The following is a 15618-nucleotide window of genomic DNA, read 5'->3' on the forward strand; positions in this document are numbered from 1 at the left end:
AAGATGTACGAGGTCGATATCGAAAAATTATTGAATAAGACCGGAAGCACCTATAAACTCGTGGTGCTTACGACCATGAGGGCGATCGAGCTCTCCGACGGCGCGGCAAGGCTCGTCACGGCCGCTCCGGAGATAAAGACCATAAATGTAGCGTTGCAGGAGATATCCGAAGGCAAGATAACGTACAAGATGAAGGAAAAGAAGTGACAAAGTCGCCGAGGACCGTCCTCTTAGGGGTGACCGGCAGTATCGCCGCGTATAAGGCCTGCGAGATAATAAGCGCGCTCCGGAAATCATCGGTCGACGTCCAGGCGCTGTTGACTAAAGAGGGGGAGCGGTTCATAACGCCGCTGACCCTGCAGACGTTGTCGCGCAATAAAGTCGTCGCCGACATGTTCGAATTGCCTGACGAATGGAACCCGGTGCACACGTCGCTCGCCGACAAGGCGGACCTCATATTGATAGCGCCGGCAACGGCGAATATCATAGGGAAGCTGGCCGGGGGCACGTGCGACGACATATTGAGCTGCGTCGTTTTTGCGTCGAGCGCGCCCGTCCTGATAGCGCCGGCCATGAACGAGAAGATGTATATGCATAAAATAGTGCAGGAGAACATAGCCAAACTTAAAAAGATAGGATACAAATTCATAGGCCCCGTAAAAGGGCATCTCGCCTGCGGGCACGCAGCCATCGGCCACCTTGCCGATACGCAGGATATCGTAAAAGAAGCTTTAAGGCTTTTGAAGTGAGGTCGAATATCGGCGCCATTCTTATAACCGCAGGGCCCACGCGAGAACGAATCGATCCCGTCAGGTTCATATCAAATTATTCTACAGGAACATTCGGTTATGAGATAGCAAGGGAAGCGAAGAGGAGAGGGCGCCGCGTCATCCTAGTAAGCGGGCCGACGTCGTTAAAAGTTCCGCCGGGAGTAAAAGTTGTGATGGTGGAGAGCGCCGCCGAGATGCAAAGCGCGGTGATGAAGAATTTACGTTCGGCCGGGTGCGTGATAATGGCCGCCGCTGTATCGGATTGGCGTGTCCGCCGGGAAGCGCGCGGCAAGATAAAACGCCGCGGAGGCGCAAAGACCCTGGAGCTGGTCGAGAACCCCGACATACTTCGTGAGATCGGGCGTAAAAGACACGGGACACTGGTCGGATTCGCGCTGGAGACCGAGGGTCTCGAAAAGAACGCGGCGAAAAAATTGAAAGAGAAGAATCTGGATCTTATCGTGGCCAACAGGCTAACGCCCAAGAACGATGTATTCGGCCCGGGGCGCGTCGACGCGGTGATAATGGACAGGCTCGGGAATAAGGTAATGGCGCGGCGTAAAACGAAGAAAGAACTGGCTAAGATTATTCTTGACAGGGCGTTAAATTTTAATATATAGGATATTATGAAGAATAAAGGGTTTACCCATGAACCAGTCCACGAACCACTCACTTCGTTCGGGTTCGGGACGGTTCAGGGTTTCGCTCCACCGAAAGAGCGAAATCCTGCAAAAAAAGAAGCCACCACTGTAAGGCGGCGGAGCTTCACGCTTATAGAGTTACTGGTCGTGGTGGCTATAGTCATGGTCACCTTGCTCGTCCTTACGCCTTTCATCCATATGGCCAAGGCCCGCGCTCGCAAGATAAGCTGCGCCAATAATTTACGGCATATAAGCCTTGGGCTGCACGCGTATGCGGCCGATCATAATGGAGCGTTCCCGCAGACGCTGGGGGAGTTGTACCCGAATTACATAGAAGACCAGAAGAGTTTCGATTGTCCGGCAAGCAAAAGTGTGGGGAGTCCGGCCGGCCCTGATTATATATATGTGCAGAGCCTTACAGAGAACGCTCCTCCGAAAGATCCAATTGCGCAGGACATAGAGAATAATCACAAGCGCGGTAAATACATTCTCAAGGTCGACGGTTCTTTGGAATGGATCGCGAGACGTTAGAGAAGCAGGAAGTCCTTCGAGCGTATGAATTGATAAGGTGCTTCGGATGCTCCGAAGGTCCTTCGAACGCTCCCGTTAGTCGCGTTCTCAGGATCAATTTTGCGTGGCAAAATTGGCGCGGTAGCCAAGCGGTAAGGCAGTTGTCTGCAAAACAACTATACAGCGGTTCAATTCCGCTCCGCGCCTCCAAATTTCGCTGCAGTCTGATTCGTGCGAAATTTGTCCCGAGGAGGCCGTAGTTAGACTGTAGGCCGACGAGGGGCTACATATAAAAAGACTGTAGCATTGTTTCGGTAAAACGGTAAGGTAATATCTTTTCCCTTGATTCCTTCTATTCGTCGGAATCTCGGGATGAATTTCGTACCAAAGCGGATTATAGCAAAATTGGGCAGTTAGCGTCCCGCCCCTGGTTAGGTTCCGGGCGGGGCGAGTCTTGTTTTTGACATTATGAAGTCGTGCGGGCAGTTAGCGCAGTTGGTTAGCGCACCACGTTGACATCGTGGGGGTCAGAGGTTCGAGTCCTCTACTGCCCACCAAAAATTTGCAAAGCAAATTTTTGGTGAGGTCTCGCCAACCGTTTCGGTCATACCCTTTGATGGTTGGCGGACCCACCATTCTGTAATTTAAGTCTGGAATGGTGTTGTAAGGAATGTATATTGGTAGTGCGAGGGCAAGTGGTGGAAAGGCTTACACGGTGGCCTTAAAAGTCACTGGCCGCAAGGCCATGAGGGTTCGACTCCCTCCTTGCCCACCACTTCCAAAAATGAGAACCTCAATTGTAACAAAGGAATTTAGATGGATCTGGCTACATTAAGACATTCTACTTCACACGTCATGGCGCAGGCGGTAAAGAGCCTGTGGCCGGACGCCAGGCTCGGCATCGGCCCGTCGATCGAAGACGGTTTCTACTATGATTTCGACAAGGAGACGCCGTTCGCGCCGGAAGACCTGGAGAAGATCGAGGCGAAGATGCGCGAGATCGTGAAGAAGGATCACAAGTTCGAGCGGCAGGAGATGAAGAAGGACGAGGCGGTCAAGTTCTTCCAGAAGCTCAACCAGCCGTATAAAGTGGAGCTTATAAAGGCTCTCCCCGACGAGACCGTTACTATATACAAGGACGGCGATTTCGTCGACCTCTGCCGCGGGCCGCACATAGAGTCGACCGGCAAGATAAAAGCGTTCAAGCTCCTTTCGATCGCCGGCGCCTACTGGCACGGCATAGAGACGAACCCGATGCTCCAGAGGATATACGGGACAGCGTTCGAGACCGAGAAAGAGCTGAAAGAATATATTACGCTCGTCGAGGAAGCGAAGAAGAGGGACCACAGGATATTGGGCAAACAGCTCGAGTTCTTCAGCTTTAACGAAGAGGTGGGGCCGGGACTCGTGCTCTACCACCCGAAGGGCGCGATGCTGAGGAGCATAATAGAGGACTACATACGGAAGGAACATATAAAGAGGGGATACGAGTTCGTCCTCGGGCCCCACATAATGAAGAGCGACATATGGATACGGTCCGGCCATTACGGTTATTATAAAGAGAACATGTACATATTCAAGATCGAGGACCAGGAATACGCGATAAAGCCGATGAACTGCCCCGGCCATATACTCGTATACCAATCGAAGACGCGCAGCTACAAGGACCTGCCGCTCAGATATTTCGAGCTCGGCACGGTCTACAGGAACGAGAAGTCCGGCGTCCTGCACGGCCTCTTGAGGGTGAGAGGCTTTACCCAGGACGACGCGCATATATTCTGCCTCAGAGAGCAGGTCGAAGAGGAGATAATAAAAGTAATCGATTTCGTCGTCGATACATTGAAGGTATTCGGTTTCGAGGAATTCTCCGTCGAGCTTTCGACAAGACCGGAGAAATCGATAGGCAACGACGCCGATTGGGAGGCGGCCCAGGCGGCCTTGATAGGCGCGCTCGACAGGAAAAAATTGAAATACGCGATAAACGAAGGCGACGGCGCGTTCTACGGACCCAAGATAGATATAAAATTGAAAGACGCGCTGAAGCGCGAATGGCAATGCGCCACCATACAGTGCGACTTCGCGCTGCCGGAGAGGTTCAAGCTTACGTATGTGGGAGCGGACGGCAAGGAATACCGCCCGATAATGCTGCACAGGGTCATCTTGGGCTCGGTCGAGAGGTTCACCGGGGCGCTCATAGAACATTTCGCGGGCGCGCTGCCGCTTTGGCTGGCGCCGGTGCAGTGCGTCATAATACCGGTCTCCGAAAAGGCGATAGATTACGTGAGGCAGGTCGAGAAGGAACTCCTCGAAGAGGAGATAAGGGTCACCGTCGACGTCAGGAACGAGAGGCTGCAGAAGAAGATACGCGACGCAGAAGTCGAAAAAGTCCCGTATATGATAGTAGTGGGCGAGAAAGAGGCCCAGGCAAAGACCCTTTCGATAAGGTCAAAAGCGAAAGGCGACCTGGGCGCGATGGATATAGGAAGGTTCGTCGGGATGTTGAAAGAAGAAGTGAAAAATAAAAAGGCTGATAAATAGAAAGGTAAGGTGATCGAGTATCGCAAAGAAAGATCTCAGGATAAACAGTAGGATCAGGGTAAGAGAGGTGAGAGTAGTAGGCGAGGAGGGCGAACAGTTGGGGGTCCTGGCGACGCCGGACGCATTGAAACGCGCCGAAGAAGCAGGGCTCGATCTTGTAGAGGTAGCGCCGACAGCGGTGCCGCCGGTCTGCAGGATAATGGATTACTCGAAGTACAAATACGAACAGGAAAAACGGGAGAAGGAAGCCCGTAAGAAGCAGAAGATTGTTCATCTGAAAGAAGTGAGGATGGGGCCGAAGATCGGCGAACACGACTATCAGTTCAAGCTCAAGAACCTGGAAGAGTTCCTGAAGAGGGGCGACAAGGTCAAGGTCACCATGATGTTCAAGGGCAGGGAGATGTCGCACGTGGACCTCGGCAGGAAGATCCTGGACAGGCTATGTAGCGACGTATCCGCGATAGGAGAGATAGAGGAACGTCCCAGGCTCGAAGGCCGTTTCATCAATATGGTGATCAGGGCGAAGTAATAAGCTGGAAAACAAGAATGTGGAAGCGAGCCGAAAGATGGCTTGAATCTCAAGCCGAGTTTTCTTAAAGGTATCTTTCGGCATTAAATTCGACCTTACACTTAAACAATGGGGACAACTTATGTCGTGCTTCGCACTCCATAAGTTGTGGTCTCATTTAAGGGGAAACATGCCTAAATTAAAGACGAACAGAAGCGTGAAGAAGAGGATGAGGATAAGCAAGAACGGCAAGATCAAGCGTTTCAGGTCTTCCAGGGGGCATCTGTTGACGTTGAAGAGCGCGAAGAGAAGAAGACACCTGGGCAAACCGGGTACGGTCGCTAAGGGGCAGGTAGCGACGATGTATAAGCTATTGCCGTACGGAGCGTAGCAGAGTCAGACCGAGTCCGGTTTATTGCGTTCGTTGGGTTAGTTGCGTTTATTGAGTTAACACAACAAGCGCAATAAACGCAAAGAACGCAACAAACCAACAAGTATATAACTAGGAGGCTACAATGTCACGAGTAAAACACGCAGTTGCGACGAAGAAACACAGGAAGAGGGTTCTCGACGCCGCCGAAGGCCAATGGGGCGGCAGGCATCGTTTTTACCGCCGGGCCAAGGAGTCGGTGGCCAAGGGTATGATGTATAGCTACAGGGACAGGAAGGCAAGAAAACGTGATTTCCGCACGCTCTGGATAGCGAGGATAAACGCCGGATGCAGGGAGCATGGCTTGTCTTATTCGCTCTTCATCAGCGGATTGAAGAAAGCCAAGATCACGCTTGACCGTAAGATACTTTCGGAACTTGCAATCTCGGATAAGAAGGCATTCGCTAAGCTGGTGGAAATGGCAAAAGCATAAAGAACGGGTCTAGAGGATCTTATGCTTGATAAGATAAAACAACTGGAACAGGAAGCCCTCTCAGAGATAGGCTCCGCGGCCAATAGCCGCGACGCCCTGGAGGCTCTCAGGATAAAATATCTCGGAAGGAAGGGCGTCATCGCCGATCTCTTCAAAGAGATGGCCTCGCTCCCAGCGGACGAAAAGCCGCAGGCCGGGCAGCAGTTGAATCTATTCAAGAATTCGGTGACGAGAGCCCTGGATGAGCGCTTAGGCTCGGCCTCGGCCCTTGAGGAAGATACGAAAGACAAGATCGACGTGACCCTGCCAGGCATACCGGCTACCGTCGGCAAATTACATCCGATCACTGCTACCATTAACGAGATATGCGCTGTATTCGTCGGCCTCGGTTTCAGGATCGTAGACGGGCCGGAGATAGAGACCGAGCATTATAATTTCGAAACGCTGAACATACCGCTTGAACACCCTTCGCGCGACGCCTTCGACACGTTCTACCTTAAAAGCGATAGTAACCAGAAATTCTTGCTTAGAAGCCACACCTCTCCGGTCCAGGCCCGCTTCATGGAATCGAACAAGCCGCCTTTTTCCATAGTCGTCCCGGGCAAGGTCTATAGGCCGGACGCCACGGACGCGTCCCATTCGTTCATGTTCCACCAGGTCGAAGGGCTCGTGGTCGGGAATGATATAAAATTCTCGGACCTGAAAGGCGTTCTAACCCTTTTTGCGAAACAGATGTTCGGCAAAGATACGAAGATGAGATTCCGCCCGAGCTTCTTTCCTTTTACTGAACCGAGCGCTGAGGTCGATATTTCGTGCATCATCTGCGGCGGCCCCGGCCGCGATAAAACGGGAGCGCCGCACAGATGCAGCGTCTGCGGAGGCAAGGGCTGGCTCGAGATATTAGGCGCCGGTATGGTGAACCCTAAGGTCTTCAAAAAAGTGGGCTACGATCCCGAAAAGGTCACAGGGCTCGCGTTCGGCATGGGCGTGGAACGAATAGCCATGCTTAAATATGGCATAGATGATATAAGGATGTTCTTCGAGAACGACGTAAGATTTTTGAGGCAATTTTAATATGCGGATCAGTTACAATTGGCTAAAAGAATACATCGATATCAAAGTTCCGGCGGAGAAACTTGCCGAGATGCTGACTATGGCAGGCGCGACAGTGGAATCCGTCGAGGCTGTGCCCGGCGACAGCCTGTTGGAGATAGAGGTGACCGCAAACAGGCCCGACTGGCTGTCATATATCGGCGTGGCGCGCGAACTTTCGGCAATCACCGGCGCGAAGCTGAAGACGCCTGAAATTAAAGGTAATCCCTCCGCCGCTCCTATTCGTCGCGGCGACGGGATGTCCCGCCATTGCAAAACTCAGGGCGGGATCCCGCCCTGGGTAGCTACCCAGGCGGGGAAATTTTCCGGCGAAAATTTCAAGATCACCGTCGAGGATAAGGCCCTCTGCCCCAGATATACGGCCAGGATAATCAGGAATGTAAAAGTAGGCGAATCTCCTGCGTGGCTCAAGACGAAGATCGAGGCGATGGGGCTTCGCCCGGTCAATAACATCGTAGACGTAACAAACTTCTGCCTCTTTGAGACAGGGGAGCCGATGCACGCGTTCGACCTGGACTCGCTCGAAGGCGGCGCGGTAAATATACGTAAGGCAAAGCAGGGCGAAAAGATCATCGCCATAGACAATGCGGCAAAGACCTTGGACGGGACAATGCTTGTGATAGCCGATTCTGCCAGACCTGTCGCGATAGCGGGCGTCATGGGCGGGATAAATACGGAAGTATCGCAGGCGACGAAGAATATATTGCTGGAAGCCGCGTTTTTCGATCCCATCTCTATCAGAAGGACGGCAAGGAAGCTCTCGATATCGACGGAATCGAGCTACAGGTTCGAGAGGCGCGTCGATATGGCTAATATAGCGTATTCGTCGGACAGGGCAGCGGCGCTCATAGCGAAATTGACAGGCGGCGAGATAGGCGAATTCGTCGATATAGGGAAGAAGTCGGAAGCGCCGCGGACAGTAGAGATCAAATGTTCGAGGTTTGGCGTAAAACTGGGAGCCGATATTCCGGCATCAAAAATAAAGAAGATATTAAGCCTGTTGGGACTGAAGGCAAAGACCTCGTCGGGCGACAAGGTGAAATTCGAGATACCGTCTTTTCGCTATGACCTTAACAACGAGATAGACCTCATCGAGGAGGTGGCCAGGATATATGGTTACGATAATATCCCGGAAACTATCCCGCCTGTTGTCGAACAGCCGATAAGGTTGCCGCGCGGCATGGAGATTGCGGGCAATATTCGCGCGGGCCTCATCGCTATGGGCGCGAACGAGATCATAACCTATAGTCTTCTCGGCAGAAAACTCCTTGCGATGGCCGCGATCCCGGATAACGGCATAGTGGAGATAGTGAACCCGCTCACAAGTGAGCAGGAGATAATGAGGCCGAGCCTTATCCCGGGGATGCTGAACGCGATACTTTGGAATATGAACAGGAAGACGAAGGACCTGAAGCTTTTTGAGTTAGGCAACATATATGTAAAAGAAGGCGGCAAGGTAACTGAGAAGAAGCATCTGTCGATAGGCATCGCAGGCTCTGCGTTCTCAAGCTGGGCCGGTTCCTCGAGGGAGTCGAGCTTCTTCGACGTGAAAGGAGCGGTCGAAACGCTCCTCTCATCACTCGGCGTGGAGAACGTTACTTTCAAACAGGTCAAAGACAGCAGTTTTTCATCCGCGGCATGCGCGTCTATAGAGATAGACGGTAAGAGCGCGGGAATTATAGGCGAAGCGAGCCGCAAGGTCCTCGCGGCATACGACATCAAAGACAAGGTCTACGTCTGTGAACTCTGCGTCGAGCCTATACTGCAGCGCGCGATGACTGTAAAACGTTTTGTCCACCTGCCGAAATATCCGTCAGTCTATCGCGACATATCGATAGTGGTCGGGAAAGACGTTACGAACTCGGATCTGATCATCGCGATAAAAAGCGCGGGCGGAAACGCTCTCAAAGAGACTAAACTTATCGACAGGTACATCGGAAAGCAGATCCCCGACGGGAAAGTCTCTCTTACTTACAGGCTGGAATACCGGGATCTCAACAAGACTCTTGAAGAAAGAGAGATCTCGCTCCTCCATTCCGGCATCCTCCGCGCCCTCGAAGAAAAATTCGGCGCAAAACTCAGGTAACCCATCTGCGCAAAGTTGCTTTTACCAAAATCTGTGGTATACTTTCATTAGAAGTAAAAAATCCCTGCTGTGCTCGTGATTTAAGATGAAGAATCTTGAGCCATTAGAAATTTAAAAGGGAGCCTAACTGCGCGAGCGCCTTGGCGCTCATGACGAGGGCACCCACCTGTACATAACAGGGTCAAGATAATTCAATCTCACACGGCACAAGCGGGGATTTTTTTCGCTTTGCCCTTGCGACGATCTGGCGAACCGGCCAGTGGGCTTCGCCTAATTTTGATATCAAGAGTGTTTGGTTTTATCTATATTATTTCTGTTATCTTGTCCTTATGGTAACTATGGCGCTAAAGTACTTTCGGTGGTAGTGTAACCTTATCAAAATTTACGGCTCCCGCCTGCCTTGCGGCTGCATTACTGCAGGCGGGCAGGCAACCCACGTGGCCGGTTGCCATCGTCGCCATAACAGAGCAAAAAAATCCCATTTTTATAACTGGTAAAACCCCTTAAATCTCCTTAATTTTTTCCCCTGTTGGTTGGCTTGCCATTGTTGCTCAAACAATTTAAAAATTCCTGCAAGAATTTTCCCGATTTTGGCATCTTATATAGTAGGGGATAAACCGTCTATATAGACAGAAAGTCAGGCAAAATATGAAAGAATTAATACCACAGGAGATTATTGAGAATAAGATATATCTCATCAGAGGGCATAAGGTTATACTGGATAAGGACTTAGCAAGTCTTTACGAAGTGGATCCCAGGGCTTTAAGGCAGCAGGTCAAAAGAAACAAAGAAAGGTTCCCAGAGGATTTCATGTTTCAGCTCACGGAGGAAGAGCTGATCTTCATGGTGTCACAAAATGTTACACCATCACGAAAAACTTTCGGAGGATATCTACCCTATGCCTTTACTGAGCAAGGGGTAGCTATGTTATCTGGAGTTTTACACAGTAAACGCGCCGTGCTAGTTAACATTGCTATAATGCGCGCATTCGTAAGGTTAAAAACTATCTTATCTACCCATAAAGAGCTCGCCCACAAGTTGAATGAGCTCGAACGCAAGATCGAGAAGCACGACGGAGACATCAGCTCGATATTCGAGGCGATCCGCCAGCTCATGGCGCCTACGCCTCAAAAGGCGCGGGTCATAAAAGGATTTAAGCAAGTGCGGTAGGAAAGGCTCTGCTCTAACCTAAGCCTAGTTATGTGAGCACTGAAAATATTCCCCCATAGTATAGCTATAGGGTCGGTCTTTGTTCAGTCAAAAAATGGGAGCCTGCGGAACTCGGCCTCATGGAAGAGGCCTCAAACATCCGCGGCTCTTTTTAACCGTTTTTCTCCATCACAAAGACCTAATATTTTCAATGTGCTCATCATAACGTCGGCTTAGGTTTTAAGACTTCTAAAGAGATTGTCCTCGGAAACACTTGGAACACTTGGAAGATAGACTTTGAAATTCCAGTTTTGTAGTGTATAATTGAATCGATGAGCAGAAAAGCCAAGCTAAAGTTTGATGAAGTTGGGTATTGGTCTGAAATGAAGCTCGAGATAATCGATGCTTATGCGCGAGAATATTCTAAAATAATTTCAAAGTGTTCTAACCCATCATTTGATCATATATATATTGATGCATTCTCCGGTCCTGGGGTACACAAATCAAAAACTACTGGGGAGATGATCCCCGGAAGCCCTCAAAAGGCTTTATCGGTTAAACCTCCGTTCAAAAAATATTATTTTATTGACCTTGATTCGACAAAGACGAATTATTTGCGTCAACAGGTTGCCAATAACCCAGACGTAGTTGTTAGTACCGGCGATTGCAATACTATTTTATTAAATAATATATTTCCCCAAGTAAAATATAAAGATTATAAACGAGGCCTTTGTCTGCTTGATCCGTATGGTCTGCATCTTGACTGGAAAGTCATAAAAATAGCCGGGGGCATGAAATCTATCGAGATATTTCTTAACTTTCCAATAGCAGATATGAATCGAAATGTTTTTTGGCATAACCCGAATGGCGTAGATCCAGATGATATTGAAAGGATGAATGCATTTTGGGGCGATGATTCATGGCGCAAAATAGCGTATACGACAAAAAAGAACCTTTTTGGCTATGAGGAAAAAGAACCAAATGATATAATTGCAGAGAGTTTTCGTAAACGCCTTAGTGATGTTGCTGGATTTAATCATGTGTCCGCACCATTGCCGATGAAAAATTCAAACAATGCTATAATATATTATCTATTTTTTGCATCTCAAAGGCCAGTTGCAAAGAAAATTGTTGACTATATATTTGATAAGTATTCTAAGGTGGGGGCATAATAATGGCATCCTATTCATCAATTGAATGGACCGATTCAACATGGAATCCAGTAACCGGCTGCACTAAGGTAAGCCCTGGTTGTAAGAATTGTTATGCTGAAATATTTGCCGAGAGGTTTAGAGGAGTGCCGCGGCATCCATTCGAACAAGGATTTGATTTTAAGCTCTGGCCGAATCGGCTACGGTTGCCCGTGATGTGGAAAGAGTCTCGAATGGTTTTTGTTAATTCTATGTCAGATTTATTTCATGAAAAAGTGCCCGATAATTTTATTAAAGAAGTTTTTAATACAATGATCGAAGCAGACCACCACATTTTTCAGGTTCTTACTAAACGTTCAGAACGAATGATGGAATGGATTCAAGAACAATTTGCAAAAGATATTGTTCCTGCTCATATATGGCTTGGAGTTTCAGTTGAAAACCAAGATTATGTTGATAGAATTAAGGATTTAAAAGATACGCCGGCCTACGTGAGATTTGTATCCTGTGAGCCTCTATTAGGGCCATTAAAGCTTATTTCTCGCGATTTAGATAGTATACAATGGGTTATTGTGGGTGGCGAAAGTGGTCACAAGGCCAGGGCGATGAATCCACAGTGGGCTAGAGATATTAAAGAGCTGTGTCGAGATAGTGATGTAGCATTCTTTTTTAAACAATGGGGAACATTTAATGATCTAGGTGAGAGAGTAGGGAAAAAGCGTGCGGGGCGCCTTCTTGATGGAAAGATGTGGGATCAGATGCCCAAAGCAGAGTACTTTCAGAAACAGCAATTAGAATATGTTTAAAGTGGCACCAAATATATGATGACGCAAATTAGGGACAGCGACCATTTTTAGCGTGAACTTGAGGTCGCAAATTGCGATCTCAAGATGAAAAATCAGGAAAAAATGTAGAACCACCTACCCGATCAACCCTATTCCCATATATAAGAACTAGGCTTAATGGTGTCACAAAATGTTACATCATTATGACCAAAATTTTGCTATTTTAATACAGGCTAAAGTAATATAATAAAGCAAATAGCGATGAGAGTAACAACCATAACAGGAGAAAAAGACGATGAAACGATGCAAGAGGTGCAAGGTGCCGCTGGAGGGATTTTTATACAGGATGATAGCGGCGAAGCTGTTTGGAATAAGACCGTCGGATAAAGACGCCGATATATGCAATAAGTGTATCGGCAAATCTGAAAGGCCCGAGAAGCCGAAATGCAGCTGTGTCTGTTGCGATAAGCATTAAGAGGCTGTGGAGGATTTAAAATGGCAAGTCCTCCGTCGTAAAGAAAGGCGAGGCGATCGTCATGCCCGCCAATAAGCCGCATGCCCTGAAGGCCGCCGCGAGATTCAAAATGCTGCTCGTCATGATAAAGAGCGCCAATGGATAAAATATTGGAATTTTGCGCCGCAAAACGCACCGGAACGATAATAGCGGTCTCGATAATAGCGATATTCCTCGTCATATCTTTAATAAGGACGTACGATTTTAAAACTTTTCAAAGCATCATCGACTCCGGGGGCGATGATTGGAGCCTGTATGCGCGCTACGCATTGGACATAAAAGATAACGGCCTTCTTATGCCCTCCGTGCAGGGAGCGTATTATTTCCCGGCAAGCTATCTCTATTCCTATTTTATCGCATTTTGTCTGGCGCTGTTCGGGGAGAAGAGCGTTCCGATATTTATAGCGCAGCATCTGATGCTGGGACTTTCCATAGGGTTCGTCTACTGGGCGTTCAGAGACAAGATGAACGGACTTACATCCCTCATATTCCTATGCACCCTTTTCGTATTCAGCATAAAAGATATCTGTAAAAACTATTCAGCTTTGCTGCTGGGAGAGAACCTGGCGCTTTTTACTATGGCGCTTTTCTTTTTATGTTTTATCAAGGGCATCGAAAAGAAGAGCCTTGCGCTGCAGCTTACAGCCGCCTCCTCGCTCGGGCTCTCTATTCTGACAAGGCCCAATATCGTTATATTCGGCCTGGCGTTCATTCCGCTCGTCACAGCATACTACGTCAGACGGGGGAGGGCCGGCTATATAAAGCTGGCGGCATTTTTACTGGTGTTTTTTCTAAGCTCATCGCTTCTCCTGGTAAGGAATTACCTGGTCTGCAAAAAGCCGTACCTTCTTCCCGTCCAGGTGTCATCCATGAGTTTTGCCAGGATGTATCACCCTATACCTTCATCAGTGGATCTTACAAGGACGAACGAGAATTTCCTTTACGCGAAGCTGCATCTTAGTAGGGATATGGTCGATTATGCGGAATATGCGCTGCAGAAGCCCCGCCTCTTCTTCGGTTATTATATTAAGAAGGCGCTTTTCTGTCTCGGCTACATGTCCCCCCTGTCTCCGGTGTATGGCCTGCGCAGCCATTGGCTGGCCATGTGGGCGGGCTATTTTTTATACCTGTTTTTCCGGATCAAAGACCGCGCAAGGCCGGAGATGTGGGAAGCGGCCACGCATCTTTTTATTATATGCTATTATGGAACAGTGATCATGAGCGCGCCTATCCATAATTACGGGTTCAGGATGCTGATCCCGGTTATATTCTATGTGCTGGTATTTGCCTTTTTGGCGCTCGACAGGCTATGGGCAGGCGCCAGGACATATTTTAACAACATCGGCACTTGGAGGTAAATGAATATGGAAAAAGATAAGAAGAGGCCGGCAATAACGAATCCCGGCTATTTAAAACTATTGGCTGTGGCAGCCGTGATATATGTAATAGCTACTTGTGTGATGCTGTCGGACCTATACAATAAGGTCGGCGAATTGGAGCACAAGATGGTTCATATAACAGGTGGAGACCACGTCTGTAAATAAATAAGATAAATACCTTCCCAAAACCTAAACAGTTACCAAGAGAAGCTATTTTTTACTTGTATATATGACAGAGGGCGTAGTGTAAGCATTTATTACGCCCTCTTTTATTTCATCGGCATTAATAATGTGGATATAGAATTAGGAGGAAATTATGATTAATACGGGCGATACCGCGTGGGTCCTGATGTCGACGGCTCTGGTGATGCTCATGACCATTCCCGGCCTCGCGCTTTTTTACGGCGGCTTGGTGCGAAGAAAAAATGTCCTTGCCACCATGATGCAGTCTTTCTTTGTCTTGTGCCTGATAAGCCTGCAATGGATATTGTTTGGTTATACCCTGTCGTTCGGGCCGGATAAATTCCACATCATAGGAGATCTGTCATGGTTTGGCCTGAGGGGCGTCGGCGCGGAGCCGAATGCCGTGTATGCCGCGACCATTCCCCACGTTCTTTTTATGGCATTTCAGATGATGTTTGCGGTGATCACGCCGGGGCTGATAACAGGCGCATTCGCCGAGAGGATGAAATTTTCCACATACGCGGTATTCACTTTATTGTGGGCGACCCTGGTGTACGATCCTGTGTGCCATTGGGTCTGGGGCTCCGGCGGATGGCTGAGGAACATGGGAGTGATGGATTTTGCCGGGGGGCTTGTGGTGCATGTCACGGCGGGTTTTTCGGCTCTTGCGTGCGCGTTTTATATGGGATCGAGAAGAGGCTATGGCAGGGAGCCCATGCCGCCGCATAATCTCCCTTTGACTATTATAGGCGCCGGGCTTCTGTGGTTTGGCTGGTTCGGATTTAACGCAGGAAGCGCGTTGGGAGCGAACGCTATCGCGGCGATGGCCCTTGTCGTTACCAATACGGCCGCCGCCACCGCCGCGCTTACCTGGATGCTGATCGAATGGAAAGTTACGGGAAAACCCACCCTTCTGGGCGGGGCAACCGGCGCCGTAGCGGGGCTTGCCACAATAACTCCCGCGTCGGGATTTGTGGGCCCGTTTTCATCCATTATCATCGGCATCGCAACCGCCGCGATCTGCTATTTTGCGGTTGCCGTAGTAAAACTTAAGTTCTCTTATGACGACTCGCTCGACGCGTTCGGCGTCCACGGCATCGGAGGATTCGTGGGCGTTATCTTTACAGGGGCTTTAGCGCAGAAAATATTTAATCCCGCAGGTAACAACGGCCTGTTTTTCGGTAACGCCTCCCAGCTTGCCGTCCAGACATTCGGCGCGCTCGTCATTGTCGTATATTCCGTCGGTATGACATTCGTCATGCTGAAAATACTCGACGCTACCATGGGGCTCAGGGTGAGCGACGAGGAAGAGGTGATAGGTCTCGATATTAGCCAGCACGAAGAGAGCGCGTACACGTTGTTGGATTAGTGGTAGTCCCTCACCGCATGAATTAAACAGATGCGGTTCGGGATGATTTGTAAGAGTAA

The 15618-nt window shown here is 49.2% G+C and carries 17 protein-coding genes, 3 tRNA genes and 1 other RNA gene; all 21 read left to right on the top strand.

The genetic code is table 11. The features are described from left to right. The first annotated feature begins 3 nt into the window (after positions 1-3). The 21 genes from rpoZ (at position 4) to WC592_05990 (ending at position 15559) form a co-directional block, all read left to right on the top strand. A complete protein-coding gene (gene rpoZ, locus WC592_05890) occupies positions 4-207 on the top strand; it encodes a DNA-directed RNA polymerase subunit omega (GenBank protein ID MFA4981983.1) in 204 nt (67 codons plus the stop codon). Beyond that, positions 204-749 (top strand): flavoprotein, encoded by a 546-nt coding sequence (locus tag WC592_05895; protein MFA4981984.1) that lies wholly within the window; start codon positions 204-206, stop codon positions 747-749. Before rpoZ ends, WC592_05895 begins: the two co-directional genes overlap by 4 nt. Beyond that, positions 746-1390 (top strand): phosphopantothenoylcysteine decarboxylase, encoded by a 645-nt coding sequence (locus WC592_05900; GenBank protein ID MFA4981985.1) that lies wholly within the window; start codon positions 746-748, stop codon positions 1388-1390. Before WC592_05895 ends, WC592_05900 begins: the two co-directional genes overlap by 4 nt. A gap of 6 nt (positions 1391-1396) precedes the next feature. Beyond that, positions 1397-1942 (top strand): DUF1559 domain-containing protein, encoded by a 546-nt coding sequence (locus WC592_05905; GenBank protein MFA4981986.1) that lies wholly within the window; start codon positions 1397-1399, stop codon positions 1940-1942. Positions 1943-2056: 114 nt separating this feature from the next. Next, a tRNA-Cys gene (locus WC592_05910) sits at positions 2057-2131 on the top strand. A 270-nt stretch (positions 2132-2401) separates the two neighbouring features. Continuing rightward, positions 2402-2478 (top strand) — tRNA-Val (locus WC592_05915). 132 nt (positions 2479-2610) lie between these two features. Then, positions 2611-2696: transfer RNA gene (locus tag WC592_05920), tRNA-Leu, on the top strand. Positions 2697-2737: 41 nt separating this feature from the next. Further along, complete coding sequence (gene thrS, locus WC592_05925) at positions 2738-4459, top strand: threonine--tRNA ligase (protein MFA4981987.1); 1722 nt, start codon at positions 2738-2740, stop codon at positions 4457-4459. Between the two features lie 40 nt (positions 4460-4499). Then, entirely contained in the window at positions 4500-4988 is a 489-nt protein-coding gene (infC, locus tag WC592_05930) for a translation initiation factor IF-3 (GenBank protein ID MFA4981988.1), read from the top strand. A gap of 169 nt (positions 4989-5157) precedes the next feature. Then, positions 5158-5358: a 50S ribosomal protein L35 gene (gene rpmI / locus WC592_05935; protein ID MFA4981989.1), complete on the top strand. Its 201-nt coding sequence runs from the start codon at positions 5158-5160 to the stop codon at positions 5356-5358. 124 nt (positions 5359-5482) lie between these two features. Continuing rightward, positions 5483-5830 carry a 50S ribosomal protein L20 gene (rplT, locus tag WC592_05940; GenBank protein MFA4981990.1) on the top strand — a complete coding sequence of 116 codons (348 nt, stop codon included), beginning with the start codon at positions 5483-5485 and terminating at the stop codon, positions 5828-5830. Positions 5831-5851: 21 nt separating this feature from the next. Continuing rightward, the gene (gene pheS / locus WC592_05945) at positions 5852-6904 is read left to right on the top strand and encodes a phenylalanine--tRNA ligase subunit alpha (protein ID MFA4981991.1); all 1053 of its coding nucleotides are present in this window, start codon (positions 5852-5854) and stop codon (positions 6902-6904) included. A gap of 1 nt (position 6905) precedes the next feature. Further along, the gene (gene pheT / locus WC592_05950) at positions 6906-9029 is read left to right on the top strand and encodes a phenylalanine--tRNA ligase subunit beta (protein MFA4981992.1); all 2124 of its coding nucleotides are present in this window, start codon (positions 6906-6908) and stop codon (positions 9027-9029) included. Positions 9030-9087: 58 nt separating this feature from the next. Then, a non-coding RNA gene (gene ssrS / locus WC592_05955) (6S RNA) lies at positions 9088-9250 on the top strand. Between the two features lie 427 nt (positions 9251-9677). Then, a complete protein-coding gene (locus WC592_05960; GenBank protein ID MFA4981993.1) occupies positions 9678-10199 on the top strand; it encodes an ORF6N domain-containing protein in 522 nt (173 codons plus the stop codon). Between the two features lie 311 nt (positions 10200-10510). Beyond that, positions 10511-11350: a three-Cys-motif partner protein TcmP gene (locus WC592_05965; GenBank protein ID MFA4981994.1), complete on the top strand. Its 840-nt coding sequence runs from the start codon at positions 10511-10513 to the stop codon at positions 11348-11350. 2 nt (positions 11351-11352) lie between these two features. Then, positions 11353-12135, top strand: coding sequence for a phage Gp37/Gp68 family protein (locus WC592_05970; GenBank protein ID MFA4981995.1), 783 nt, complete (start codon positions 11353-11355; stop codon positions 12133-12135). Between the two features lie 274 nt (positions 12136-12409). Next, on the top strand, positions 12410-12589 hold the full coding sequence (locus WC592_05975) for a hypothetical protein (GenBank protein ID MFA4981996.1): 180 nt from the start codon (positions 12410-12412) through the stop codon (positions 12587-12589). Between the two features lie 137 nt (positions 12590-12726). Then, a complete protein-coding gene (locus WC592_05980; GenBank protein ID MFA4981997.1) occupies positions 12727-13986 on the top strand; it encodes a glycosyltransferase family 39 protein in 1260 nt (419 codons plus the stop codon). Between the two features lie 6 nt (positions 13987-13992). Then, positions 13993-14172 (top strand): hypothetical protein, encoded by a 180-nt coding sequence (locus tag WC592_05985; protein MFA4981998.1) that lies wholly within the window; start codon positions 13993-13995, stop codon positions 14170-14172. A 151-nt stretch (positions 14173-14323) separates the two neighbouring features. Then, positions 14324-15559: an ammonium transporter gene (locus WC592_05990; protein MFA4981999.1), complete on the top strand. Its 1236-nt coding sequence runs from the start codon at positions 14324-14326 to the stop codon at positions 15557-15559. The last annotated feature ends 59 nt before the right edge of the window (positions 15560-15618 follow it).

The sequence above is a fragment of the Candidatus Omnitrophota bacterium genome, from assembly GCA_041648975.1.
Lineage (GTDB): Bacteria > Omnitrophota > Gorgyraeia > 2-01-FULL-45-10 > 2-01-FULL-45-10 > JAQUSE01.